This window comes from Terrabacter sp. GCM10028922 (assembly GCF_042666095.1).
Classification (GTDB): Bacteria; Actinomycetota; Actinomycetes; order Actinomycetales; family Dermatophilaceae; genus Terrabacter.
On the sequence record NZ_JBHTFG010000016.1, the window covers coordinates 49,742 to 61,535 of the forward strand.

The following is an 11,794-nucleotide window of genomic DNA, read 5'->3' on the forward strand; positions in this document are numbered from 1 at the left end:
GGTCAATGGCTCCTCACGTGGATGATGTGGACGGGCTCGGAGTCGGGGCCGAGGCGCACGTAGTTGTCCTGGCGCCACTGCCACGTCTGGCCCGTGATGTGGTCGTGCGCGTCGAACGTCGACCAGGTCGCCATACCCAGTGCCTCCATGTCCAGGTGCACCACCGTCTCACGGGTCGCGTGCGGGTCGAGGTTGGCGATGACGAGGACGGTGTCACGCTCGCCGGTCCCGGCGTCGAGCAGGCGCGACTTGCTGAAGACGAGGATGTTGTCGTCGTCGGCGGAGTGGAAGCGCAGGTTGCGCAGCCAGCGCAGAGCCGGGTGCCAGCCGCGAATGTCGTTGAGCCGCTTGAGGTACCACGCAAGCGAGCGGCTCTCCAGGGGACCGCCCGGCTCGTAGAGGTACCACTGACGGTCCTTGAACTCGTACTTCTCGTTGTCGATCTGCTCCTCGGCGCCGGGGCGCGCGACGTGCTCCATCAGCTCGTAGCCGGTGTAGATGCCGTACGTCGGTGCCATCGTCGCGGCGACCGCGGCCCGCAGCTTCCAGGCCGTAGGCCCGCCGTACTGCATGTACGGCGTGAGGATGTCGTGCGTCGTCGGCCAGAAGGACGGGCGCATGTATGCCGCCCCCGTCGCCTCGCCGGCGAGCTCGCGCCCGTACTCCTCGAGCTCCCACCTGGCGTTGCGCCACGCGTAGTAGGTGTAGCTCTGCTGGAAGCCGGCCTTGGCGAGCATGTGCATCATCGCCGGCTTCGTGAAGGCCTCGGAGAGCCAGATCGTCTCGGGATGGTCCTTCGCGACGTCGGCGATCAGCCACTGCCAGAAGGCGACCGGCTTCGTGTGGGGGTTGTCGACGCGGAAGATGCGGACGCCGTGGTCGAGCCAGACCTGGATGACCCGGCGCACCTCGGCATACGCGCGGGCGGGGTCGTTGTCGAAGTTCAGGGGGTAGATGTCCTGGTACTTCTTCGGTGGGTTCTCGGCGTAGGCGATCGTGCCGTCGGCGCGGGTCGTGAACAGGTCGGGATGGGTCTGCACCCACGGGTGGTCGGGGGAGGCCTGCAGAGCGATGTCGAGCGCGACCTCCAGACCGACGCGCCCCGCCTCGGCGACGAACACGTCGAAGTCCTCGAACGTGCCGAGCTCCGGATGGATGGCATCGTGCCCACCGTCGGGGGAACCGATGGCGTAAGGGGATCCGGGGTCGCCGGGCTCGGCGGTCAAGCTGTTGTTGCGGCCCTTGCGCGCCGTCGTGCCGATCGGGTGGATCGGCGTCAGGTAGACGACGTCGAAGCCCATGTCGGCGATCGCGGGCAGTCGTTTCGCGGCTGACCGGAAGGTGCCCGACACCCACTCGCCGGTCTTCTCGTCGCGGTGCGCCCCCTCGGAGCGGGGGAAGATCTCGTACCACGCGCCGTAGAGGGCTCGCTCTCGCTCGACGAGCAGGGAGTACGAGGGGGACGCAGAGACGAACTCGCGCAACGGGATCATCGTGGCGAGGCCGCGGATCTCGGGTGACGTCGCCGCGCCGAAACGGTGCGCGGCCGGCGCCCGGGTGTCGCCGAGCGCGGTGATGCCCTTGTCGATCTCGGACGCGTCGGCCCCCTGGCCGCGAACGGCCTCGGCGAAGCGCTGGAGCACGGTGACGCCCTCCGCGCACATGAGGTCCTCGTCGACGCCGGCAGCGATCTTGATGCCCGCGTCGTGCACCCACGTCGCGTAGGGATCGGACCATCCCTCGACGCGGTAGGTCCACCAGCCCTCACGGTTGGCGACGACGGTCGCCGACCACTCCGACAGGCCGGGGTTGTCGCTGTGCATCGCGAAGTAGTGGTCGGTGCCGTCGGGGTCGGTGAGCACCGCGGTCGCGTTGACCGCGTCGTGCCCCTCGCGGAAGACCTTGGCCCGCACCGGGAACTCCTCGCCCACCACGGACTTCGCCGGTCGCGCGCCTCCGTCGACGAGCGGACGCACGTCGCTCACGGGGATGCGGCCCACCTGCAGCGAGCCACCCGGCATACCCTCGACGGTCGGCGGGGTGCTGGCCGGGTGCTCGGGGGCCAGGTGCACGGCGCCCGCCTCGGTGTCGTCGACGAACGCGGCATCGGCTGTCGGGGTGGCATCGGCCGCGGGGCGGGGGCTCGGTGCGGCGGTGCGCACGGGTGTGGGCTTGCTGGGACGGGACTTCTTCGCTGAGCCGGTCACGTGATCGACCGTATCGAAGTTGTGGCAATTGGCCCATGAGGGGACGACAGCGTCCAGTGGGTGAAATCCGGGCTGCAAAGGCTTGCAAGAACACGTCATGGCGACCCCTATGCTGTCCCTTTGTGAAGGCCATCCGTCGCTTCAGCGTCCGCACCGTCCTGCCCACCCGCATCGAGGGGTTGGGCGTCCTCGCCAGCAACCTCCGCTGGTCCTGGCACCCGCCGACGCGAGACCTCTTCGAGAGCATCAGTCCCCGCAAGTGGGCGCAAGCGGGTGAGGACCCCGTCAAGCTCCTCTCGCGACTGTCGGCCGACGAGCTGGCAGCGCTCGCCGCCGACGACGACTTCGTCGGCAGCGTCGTCGCCGCCAACGAGGACCTGCAGCACTACCTCACCGACGAGCGCTGGTACCAGTGGTGGAGCCGCGAGCAGGAGGGCGCCGGCAGGACCGCGCCGGCCGCGATCGCGTACTTCAGCCCCGAGTTCGGCATCACCTCGGTGCTGCCGCAGTACTCCGGCGGCCTCGGCATCCTCGCCGGTGACCACCTCAAGTCCGCCTCCGACCTCGGCGTGCCCATCGTCGGCGTCGGCCTCTTCTACAAGACCGGTTACTTCAAGCAGTCCCTCAACCGCGACGGGTGGCAGGTCGAGACCTACCCCGTCCTCGACCCCGACGGCCTGCCGCTGTCGCTGCTGCGCGAGGAGGACGGCACGCCCGCCGTCGTGTCCGTCAGCCTGCCAGCCGGCCGACTGCTCCGCGCCCACGTGTGGAAGGCCCAGGTCGGGCGCGTGCCCCTCCTGCTGCTCGACTCCGACGTTCCCGGCAACGACGAGCAGACGCGCAGGGTCACCGAGTCGCTCTACGGCGGCGGTGGCGACACCCGTCTCGAGCAGGAGCTGCTGCTCGGCGTCGGCGGCGTGCGCGCCCTGCGCCTCTGGTCGCGCCTCTCCGGCGCCCCGACGCCGGAGGTCTACCACACCAACGAGGGCCACGCCGGCTTCCTCGGTGTCGAGCGCATCGCCGAGCTCGTCCGCGACCACGGCCTGACCTTCGACGAGGCGCTCGAGGCCGTGCGCGCGGCGACCGTGTTCACCACGCACACACCCGTGCCGGCCGGCATCGACCGCTTCGACGCCGCGAAGATCAACCTCTTCTTCGGCGGCGCCAACGCCGTCCCGGGCGTCCCCGTCGAACGGCTTCTCGCCCTCGGCGCCGAGGACTACGAGGGCGGCCAGCCCGGCATGTTCAACATGGCCGTCATGGGTCTGCGCCTCGCGCAGCGCGCCAACGGCGTGTCCCAGCTTCACGGCGTCGTGAGCCGCGGCATGTTCGACGGCCTCTGGCCGGGCTTCGACGACGTCGAGGTGCCGATCACGAGCATCACCAACGGTGTCCACGCCCCGACGTGGGTCGACCGTTCGGTCTACGAGGTCGCCAGCAAGCACCTCGGCACGACCGACATCGCCGGCAACAACGCCTGGGACCGCATCGACGAGGTGCCGGCCGACGCCGTGTGGAGCACGAAGCGCGAGATGCGCGAGAAGCTCGTCACCGACGCTCGTCGCCGCGTCCGCTCGTCGTGGCTCAAGCGTGGCGCGACCGAGGCCGAGCTCGGCTGGGTCGACGACGTGCTCGACCCCGACGTGCTGACCATCGGCTTCGCACGCCGCGTGCCCACGTACAAGCGCCTCACCCTGATGCTGCGCGACCCTGCCCGGCTCAAGTCGCTCCTGCTGCACCCCGAGCGACCCGTCCAGCTCGTCATCGCCGGCAAGTCGCACCCGGCCGACGAGACCGGCAAGCGCCTCATCCAGGAGATGGTCCGGTTCGCCGACGACCCCGAGGTGCGCCACCGCATCGTCTTCCTGCCGAACTACGACATCGCCATGGCCCAGCACCTCTACCCTGGGTGCGACGTCTGGCTCAACAACCCGCTCCGTCCGTTCGAGGCGTGCGGCACGTCGGGCATGAAGGCGGCCCTCAACGGCGGGCTCAACCTCTCCATCCTCGACGGCTGGTGGGACGAGTGGTTCGACGGCCACAACGGCTGGGCCATCCCCACGGCCGACGGCGTCGAGGACCCCGAGCGCCGTGACGACATCGAGGCCTCGGCCCTCTACGACCTCATCGAGAACGACGTCGCCGCGAAGTTCTACGACCGCGACGCCGCCGGGCTGCCGCAGGGCTGGATCGCGATGATGACGCACACCCTCAAGACGCTCGGTCCCAAGGTGCTCGCGAGCCGCATGGTGGAGGACTACACCGCGCAGCTCTACAGCCCGGCTGCGGGTGCCGGTCGGTCGGTGGGTGACGACGACTTCGCGGGCGCGAAGGACCTCGCGACGTACAAGGCGAAGGTCCGCGCGTCGTGGTCGAAGGTCAAGGTGGAGCACGTCGAGCCGTCGGGCCTGTCGGACTCGCCGCAGATCGGCGACGTCCTCGACCTGCGTGCCTACGTGGCGCTCGACGGCTTGACGCCCGACGACGTCGAGGTGCAGCTCGTGCACGGCCACGTCAACGACGTCGACGAGCTGTGGGGCGTGGAGGTGGCGCCGCTCGAGCTCGTCGAGTCGTACGACAACGGCCGTCACCAGTTCGCCGGCTCGCAGCCGCTGCGCCGCACCGGGTCGTTCGGCTACAGCGTGCGCATCGTGCCCAGGCACCCGGCGCTGGCGAACGCCGCCGAGCTGGGTCTCGCGCGCAACGCCTGACCCGCCTGCTCGCTCACGTCCAGAGCCCGGACCCGTCGTGGGTCCGGGCTCTCGACGTATGCCGTGCAGGTGGCGGCCGCCGGAGTCAGGCGCCCTCGACGGCGCACCAGACGCGCATCGAGGCGGCACCCATCGAGACCACCGAGCCGGCGTCGACAGGACCGCCCGGGGGAGCCGGGCGGTCGTCTGTGCTGTCCCAGACGAGCTCGTACGCCGTCGTGCCGGGAGCGGTGGGCAGCGTGACGTCGGCGGGGCGAGCCGAACCGTTGAGGGTCACGAGGACGGACTGGTGCGAGAGCCACGCTCCGTTGTACAGCGCCTGGAGCACGTCGACGGTCGGCCCGTCCCAGCGATGGCCCATCGGCTCGCCGTCGGCCCCGAACCACGCGAGGTCCATGGATCCGTCTGCGTGGATCTGCCTGCCGGAGAAGAACGCCCGCTGGCGCAGCACAGGATGGTCACGGCGCAGCCGCACGAGGTGGCGCGTCGTGGCGAGCAGGTCCTCCTGCCACGGCTCGAGGTCCCACGACACCCAGCTGATCTCGTTGTCCTGGGAGTACGGGTTGTTGTTGCCACGCTGGCTCCTGCCGAGCTCGTCGCCCGCGTTGATCATCGGGACGCCGGTCGAGAGCAGCAGCGTGCCGAGCAGGTTGCGGATCGACCGTCGCCGCGCGGCGAGGACGTCGACGTCGTCGGTGCGGCCCTCGACGCCGTGGTTCCACGAGCGGTTGTCGTCGGAGCCGTCCGTGCCGCCGTGCCCGTTCATCCCGTTGTGCTTCGTGTCGTACGCGGTGAGGTCGGCGAGCGTGAACCCGTCGTGGGCGGTGACGAAGTTGATCGACGCGATGGTGCCCCGGTCGTGGCTGTCGAACAGGTCCTGCGACCCCGCGAGACGAGTCGCGAGGTCTCGCACGCCGTGGCCGATGCCGCCTGTGGCGGAGGCCGAGAGGTCGCGCAGCCAGAAGGTGCGGGTGGTGTCGCGGTAGCGGTCGTTCCACTCCGAGAACGGTGGCGGGAACTGCCCGGTGCGCCACCCGTGGATGCCGAGGTCCCACGGCTCGGCGACCAGCTTGGAGCGGGAGAGCACCGGGTCGGTGCGCAGTGCGACGAGGAACGGGTGGTCCCGGTCGTAGCCGTCGTCCTTGCCGCGGCCGAGCGCCACGGCGAGGTCGAAGCGGAACCCGTCGACGTGGCACTCCTGCACCCAGTAGCGCAGCGAGTCGAGGACCATGCGGGCCACGACCGGGTGGGTCAGGTCGAGGGTGTTGCCGCAGCCCGTCATGTCGATGTCACGGCCCCGGCCGTCGACCCGGTAGTACGCCCGCTGGTCGAGCCCGCGCCACGACAGGGTCACGCCCTCACGGGAGTTCTCGGCCGTGTGGTTGTAGACGACGTCGAGGAGCACCTCGATGCCGGCCGCGTGCAGGGCCTTGACCATGCCCTTGAACTCGTCGAGGACGCCCTGCGGTTCGGATGTGGCGGCGTACGCCGCGTGCGGCGCGAAGAAGCCCAGCGTGTTGTAGCCCCAGTGGTTGGTCAGACCGCGCAGCACGAGGTCGGGCTCGTGCGTGAACGTGTGGACGGGCAGCAGCTCGACGGCGGTGACGCCGAGCTCGAGCAGGTGCTGCACGAAGGCCGGGTGGGCCAACCCGGCATACGTGCCCCTGAGCTCCTCCGGGACGTCTGGGTGGAGCTTCGTGGCGTTCTTGACGTGCACCTCGTAGATGAGGGACTCGGTGAGCGAACGTCGCGGGGACTCGTCTGCGCCCCAGTCGAACTCGTCCTCGACGATGACGCAGCGCGGCATGTAGGGGGCCGAGTCGCGGTCGTCGCGCACCCAGAGGTCGCCGCGCAGGTCGGCCCCGACACGGTGGCCGTAGAGGGCGGGGTCGAGGCGGACCTCGCCCTCGAGCGCCCGCGCGTACGGGTCGAGGAGGAGCTTGGCGTGGTTGTGCAGCAGCGAGCGGTCGGGATCCCACTCGCCGTCGACTCGGAAGGCGTACCGCTGCCCGGCGACGACGTCGGGCACCGTGTCGAACCACGTGCCGTGCGCCCGGTGCCGCAACGGCACCCGGCGCTCGGTCGGCACGCCCTCGGGCCCCGTGCCGAAGAGGCACACCTCGACCGACCGGGCGTGGCCGGCGTAGACGCTGAACTGCGCGCCCTCGTCGGTGAGGCGCACGCCGAGCTCGGGCGGGAGGTCAGGCGTCGCGGGAGGCGGCGGGGGCATGTGTCAGAGCGTAGGGCTCGCGGGTCCACCGCCGTGGCGCGCTGCTCCATGGCGGACGTCCGGGCCGGATCGACCTCGTCGCGCGGGCTCGTTACGGTGGACGCATGACCGATCCGACTTCGCTGCCCAACTTCATGCCGAGCGCCCCCGACGCCGGACCGAACGGTGCCACCGCCAGTGACGCACCGGTCCGCGACCGCATCCTGCAGGTGCTCAAGGGTCTCGGCATCGACGCCACCGTCGACGGCGACGGCGACCTCGAGTTCGCCATCGTCGACAACGAGGGCACGAGCACGACCCTGTTCGCCCGCGTGGCCGAGGGCGACCTGGCCCTCGTCCGCTTCTTCGGGCAGTGGCAGCTCGCAGAGCCCGTGTCCGCCGACCGCAACGAGCGCCTCGCCCGCTGCAACGACCTCACGATGCAGCTCAACATCGTCAAGCTCTCGCTCGTCCAGGAGAGCCTCGTGGTCTCCGCCGAGCACGTCATCACGCCCAACGCCGACCTCGACATCCTCGTGCCGCTGTCGGTCAACCACATCCTCCAGAGCGTCGGCTTCTTCTTCCAGTCCTGGCTGCCGATCGACGACGCGGCGCCGGGCACCCCCGGCGACGCCTGATGGGCGAGTTCGTCCGGCTCGAGGTCGAGGACGGCGTCGGCACGATCCGCCTCGACCGGCCGAAGATGAACGCCCTCAACATCCAGGTCCAGGAGGAGATCCGTGAGGCGGCCGCCGAGGCGGGCGCCCGCACGGACGTCAAGGCGGTCATCGTCTGGGGCGGTGAGCGGGTGTTCGCCGCCGGCGCGGACATCAAGCAGATGCGGACGATGTCCTACACCGACATGGTCGAGCGCTCCGTGCCGCTCATGAGCTCGATCACGTCGGTCGCCCGCATCCCCAAGCCGGTCATCGCGGCGATCACCGGCTATGCGCTCGGTGGGGGGTGCGAGCTCGCGCTCGCGTGCGACTTCCGGGTCGTGGCCGACGACGCGAAGCTCGGGCAGCCCGAGATCCTCCTCGGCATCATCCCGGGCGCCGGAGGCACGCAGCGTCTCTCCCGGCTCGTCGGCGCCTCGCGCGCCAAGGAGATCATCTTCAGCGGCCGCTTCGTCGACGCCCAGGAGGCGCTGGCCATCGGGCTCGCCGACAAGGTCGTCCCTGCGGCCGACGTCTACGAGACCGCGCGCACGTGGGCTGCGACGTTCGTCGGCGGGCCGACGTATGCCGTCCGCGCCGCCAAGGAGGCCATCGACCGTGGGCTCGAGGTCGACCTCGACACGGGGCTCGAGATCGAGCGCCTGCTCTTCGCCTCGCTCTTCGCGACGCGGGACCGTGAGATCGGCATGGCCTCGTTCGTGGAACAGGGCCCGGGCAAGGCGCAGTTCGAGGGACGGTGACCCAGCCGCTGGACGTCCTCGTGTTCTACTCGCCCGTCGAGTCGACCGAGGACGTCCTCGCGGCCGTGTTCGCCGCGGGGGCCGGGGTGATCGGCGACTACACCGACTGCGCCTGGTTCGTCGAGGGCACCGGGCAGTTCCGGCCCGGTCCCGGCGCGGACCCCGCTATCGGTGCCGTGGGGTCGCTCGAGCGGCTGACGGAGCACCGGGTCGAGCTGACCTTCCCGCGTGGCAGGAGAGGCCAGGTCGTCGCGGCCCTGCGCGCGGCCCATCCCTACGAGGAGCCCGCCTTCCACGTCCTGGAGACGGCCCGGCTCGACCCGGCCTGACGTCCCAATGCTCGGGCTGCGTCACACGGGTCAGGACGTGCGGAAGCCGCCGTTGCTGTAGAGCAGCTGGCCGTTGATCCAGCCGCCCTGCTCCGACAGCAGGAACCGCACGAGGTCGGCGGTGTCACGTCCCGTGCCGAGACGCCCGGCCGGGGTGCTCGCGAGCCCGAGCGACCGGATCTCGTCGGTCATCCAGCCCGTGTCGATGGGCCCGGGGTTGATGACGTTGGCCCGGACGCCGCGGTCCGCCAGCTCGATCGCGGCGGCGATGACGATCCGGTCCAGGGCACCCTTGCTCGCACCGTAGGGCAGGTTGTGCGCCGTGTGGTCGCTCGTCAGGGCGACGATGCGGGCGGCCGGCTGGCCCGTGGGCGGACCCACGGGAAGGCGCGTCGCGAGCTCCCGGATGAGCAGCCACGTCGCGCGCGCGTTCACGTCGAAGTGCCGCTGCCACGCCTCGAGGGAGGTGGTGAGCAGAGTGCTGTCGACGGACTCGCAGTGCGACATGACGAGCCCGGTCACGCTTCCCAGCTGCGTGGTGGCGGCCTCGACCAGCGCCGCCAGGGCGGCCGGGTCGGTCAGGTCTGCGGGCAACAGCACGACGCGGGCGCCGAGACGGCGGCAGTCGTCCGCGACTGACGCAGGGTCGTCGGATCCGCGCTCGTAGCCGACTCTCTCGTCGTACGGCTGCCAGTGGTTGAGCGCGAGGTCCCACCCGTCGGCCGCGAGGCCGAGGGCGAGCTCGGACCCGATCGAGCGGCGCCGGCCGACCCCCGTGACCAGGGCGACGCGCGGATGGCCTGGGTCGCTCGCGGGGGAGGGCTGGGTCATGGCCACCATCCTGCGCACGCTCGGCCGGGCGGACAACCGGATTCACGTCCGGCGCTCGTGGTGAGCATCACGCCTCAGGCGTGCGGGCTGAGCAAGCGCTTAGTGAGAGGATGAGCGGCAGTGCCGGAGCGACCTCCGGCAGCTCCATCAGCTCCATCACCTCAACGGAAGAGGACGTTCACCCATGAACATCGTCGTCTGTGTCAAGTACGTGCCGGACGCCCAGGCCGAGCGCACGTTCGATGCATCTGACAACACGACCGACCGCGAGAACGTCGACGGCCTGCTGTCCGAGCTCGACGAGTACGCCGTCGAGGAGGCCTTGAAGATCGTCGAGGCCGGCGAGGGCGAGGTGACCGTGCTGACGGTCGGGCCCGACCGGGCCGCCGACGCGATCAAGAAGTCGCTGCAGATGGGGGCCGACAAGGGTGTCCACGTCAGCGACGCGGCGATCCACGGCTCCGACGCGGTCGGCACGTCGCTCGTGCTCGCGGAGGCGATCAAGAAGCTCGGCGCGGACGCGCCGGTCGACCTCGTCATCACCGGGATGGCCAGCACGGACGGCACGATGGGCGTGGTCCCGACGATGCTGTCCGAGCGCCTCGGTCTGCCTGCCGTGACGTTCGCCTCCGAGCTCACGGTCGAGGGCGGCGCCGGTGGCACGGTGACGATCCGCCGTGACGGCGACGCGTCGACCCAGACGATCGCGGCGAGCCTGCCCGCGCTGGTGTCGGTGACCGACCAGATCAACGAGCCGCGCTACCCCTCGTTCAAGGGGATCATGGCCGCGAAGAAGAAGCCGGTCGAGCAGTGGAGCCTGGCCGATCTGGGCCTGCAGCCCTCGCAGGTCGGCCTCGAGGCCGCCTGGACGAAGGTCGAGTCCTTCGCCGCCCGCCCGCCGCGCACGCAGGGCGAGATCGTCACCGACGAGGGTGACGGCGGCAGCCGGCTTGCCGAGTTCCTGTCCGCGCGCAAGTTCGTCTGACCCCTCGTCACCAGCCCAGCCAGCAAAGGAGATTCGCACCATGGCTGAAGTACTCGTGCTCGTCGACCACGTCGAGGGCAAGGTTCGCAAGACCACGTCCGAGCTGCTGACGATCGCCCGTCGCCTCGGTGAGCCGTCCGCCGTCTTCGTCGGCGCCGGCTTCGACGCCGCCAAGGAGACCCTGGCCCGCTTCGGCGCCGAGAAGGTCTACCGCGTCGAGTCGCCCGAGGTGCTCGAGCACCTCGTCGTCCCGCAGGCCGAGCTGCTCGCCCAGCTCGTCGCCAAGGTCACGCCGGCCGCCGTGCTCGTGCCGGCCTCGCCGGAGGGCAAGGAGATCGCCGCGCGTCTGGCCGTCAAGACCGAGTCGGGCCTGATCACCGACGCCGTCGACGTCCAGGCCGCCGACGGCGGCGGCGTCGCGACCACGCAGTCCGTCTTCGCCGGTTCGTACACCGTCTCGGCCACGGTCACGAAGGGGACGCCCATCGTCGCCGTCAAGCCGAACTCCGCCGCCCCGGAGGAGGCCGCCGGCGCGGCCAGCCAGATGACCGACGAGGTGCTCGACTTCACCCCGTCCGAGGCGGCCAAGGGCGCGCGGATCGTCGAGTCCAAGCCCAAGGCGGCCACCGGGCGCCCCGAGCTGACCGAGGCCGCGATCGTCGTCTCGGGTGGCCGTGGCACCGGCGGTGACTTCTCCAAGGTCGAGGACTTCGCCGACAGCCTCGGCGCCGCGGTCGGCGCGAGCCGCGCGGCCGTTGACGCCGGCTGGTACCCGCACACCAGCCAGGTCGGCCAGACCGGCAAGCAGGTCAGCCCGCAGCTCTACGTCGCGTGCGGCATCTCCGGCGCGATCCAGCACCGCGCCGGCATGCAGACGTCAAAGACGATCGTGGCCGTCAACAAGGACAACGAGGCACCGATCTTCGAGCTCGTCGACTTCGGCGTCGTGGGCGACCTCTTCAACGTGCTGCCCCAGGCGACCGAGGCCATCAAGGCCGCCAAGGACTGACGACCGCGCCTCCCTGCGACGACGGCGGCCCCCGACCACGAACCCGTGGTCGGGGGCCGCCGTCGCAAGGCCTCAGGCGGCCTCGGAGTCGACGTC

At 70.7% G+C, this 11,794-nt stretch carries 9 protein-coding genes; 6 read left to right on the forward strand and 3 right to left on the reverse strand.

What is annotated here, in order from left to right; all coding sequences use genetic code 11:
• Window positions 1-2 precede the first annotated feature (2 nt).
• Window positions 3-2,207: an alpha-1,4-glucan--maltose-1-phosphate maltosyltransferase gene (locus ACFQU3_RS15690; RefSeq protein WP_385911391.1), complete on the reverse strand. Its 2,205-nt coding sequence runs from the start codon at window positions 2,205-2,207 to the stop codon at window positions 3-5.
• A 122-nt stretch (window positions 2,208-2,329) separates the two neighbouring features.
• Here ACFQU3_RS15690 and glgP point away from each other — a divergent pair, with 122 nt between their 5' ends.
• The gene (gene glgP, locus ACFQU3_RS15695) at window positions 2,330-4,918 is read left to right on the forward strand and encodes an alpha-glucan family phosphorylase (RefSeq protein ID WP_385911393.1); all 2,589 of its coding nucleotides are present in this window, start codon (window positions 2,330-2,332) and stop codon (window positions 4,916-4,918) included.
• 85 nt (window positions 4,919-5,003) lie between these two features.
• On the opposite strand, the gene glgX is transcribed toward glgP, so the two are convergent.
• On the reverse strand, window positions 5,004-7,148 hold the full coding sequence (glgX, locus tag ACFQU3_RS15700) for a glycogen debranching protein GlgX (RefSeq protein ID WP_385911394.1): 2,145 nt from the start codon (window positions 7,146-7,148) through the stop codon (window positions 5,004-5,006).
• A 104-nt stretch (window positions 7,149-7,252) separates the two neighbouring features.
• On the opposite strand from glgX, the gene ACFQU3_RS15705 reads away from it, so the two are divergent.
• From ACFQU3_RS15705 to ACFQU3_RS15715, 3 genes are read left to right on the forward strand one after another with little or no spacing between them, the layout of a single operon-like run.
• A complete protein-coding gene (locus tag ACFQU3_RS15705) occupies window positions 7,253-7,765 on the forward strand; it encodes a YbjN domain-containing protein (protein WP_385911396.1) in 513 nt (170 codons plus the stop codon).
• Window positions 7,765-8,544: an enoyl-CoA hydratase/isomerase family protein gene (locus ACFQU3_RS15710; RefSeq protein ID WP_385911398.1), complete on the forward strand. Its 780-nt coding sequence runs from the start codon at window positions 7,765-7,767 to the stop codon at window positions 8,542-8,544. The genes ACFQU3_RS15705 and ACFQU3_RS15710 overlap by 1 nt, the downstream gene beginning before the upstream one ends.
• Window positions 8,541-8,873 carry a hypothetical protein gene (locus ACFQU3_RS15715; RefSeq protein ID WP_385911400.1) on the forward strand — a complete coding sequence of 111 codons (333 nt, stop codon included), beginning with the start codon at window positions 8,541-8,543 and terminating at the stop codon, window positions 8,871-8,873. Before ACFQU3_RS15710 ends, ACFQU3_RS15715 begins: the two co-directional genes overlap by 4 nt.
• Window positions 8,874-8,903: 30 nt before the next feature.
• Here the strand turns inward: ACFQU3_RS15715 and ACFQU3_RS15720 are convergent, their stop codons facing one another.
• Complete coding sequence (locus ACFQU3_RS15720) at window positions 8,904-9,704, reverse strand: SDR family oxidoreductase (protein WP_385911401.1); 801 nt, start codon at window positions 9,702-9,704, stop codon at window positions 8,904-8,906.
• A gap of 184 nt (window positions 9,705-9,888) precedes the next feature.
• Between ACFQU3_RS15720 and ACFQU3_RS15725 the strand changes: the two genes are divergently transcribed.
• Together ACFQU3_RS15725 and ACFQU3_RS15730 are read left to right on the forward strand one after the other, a co-directional pair.
• Window positions 9,889-10,689 (forward strand): electron transfer flavoprotein subunit beta/FixA family protein, encoded by an 801-nt coding sequence (locus ACFQU3_RS15725; protein ID WP_385911403.1) that lies wholly within the window; start codon window positions 9,889-9,891, stop codon window positions 10,687-10,689.
• A 40-nt stretch (window positions 10,690-10,729) separates the two neighbouring features.
• Window positions 10,730-11,698 (forward strand): electron transfer flavoprotein subunit alpha/FixB family protein, encoded by a 969-nt coding sequence (locus tag ACFQU3_RS15730; RefSeq protein WP_385911405.1) that lies wholly within the window; start codon window positions 10,730-10,732, stop codon window positions 11,696-11,698.
• Window positions 11,699-11,794: the final 96 nt, after the last annotated feature.

What these genes read in the sequence shown, in the direction of transcription:
- ACFQU3_RS15710 (WP_385911398.1), top strand. Translation starts at nt 7,765, where the DNA reads ATGGGCGAGTTCGTCCGGCTCGAGGTCGAGGACGGCGTCGGCACGATC.
- ACFQU3_RS15725 (WP_385911403.1), top strand. Translation starts at nt 9,889, where the DNA reads ATGAACATCGTCGTCTGTGTCAAGTACGTGCCGGACGCCCAGGCCGAG.
- ACFQU3_RS15705 (WP_385911396.1), top strand. Translation starts at nt 7,253, where the DNA reads ATGACCGATCCGACTTCGCTGCCCAACTTCATGCCGAGCGCCCCCGAC.
- ACFQU3_RS15720 (WP_385911401.1), bottom strand. Translation starts at nt 9,704, where the DNA reads ATGACCCAGCCCTCCCCCGCGAGCGACCCAGGCCATCCGCGCGTCGCC.
- glgX (WP_385911394.1), bottom strand. Translation starts at nt 7,148, where the DNA reads ATGCCCCCGCCGCCTCCCGCGACGCCTGACCTCCCGCCCGAGCTCGGC.
- ACFQU3_RS15730 (WP_385911405.1), top strand. Translation starts at nt 10,730, where the DNA reads ATGGCTGAAGTACTCGTGCTCGTCGACCACGTCGAGGGCAAGGTTCGC.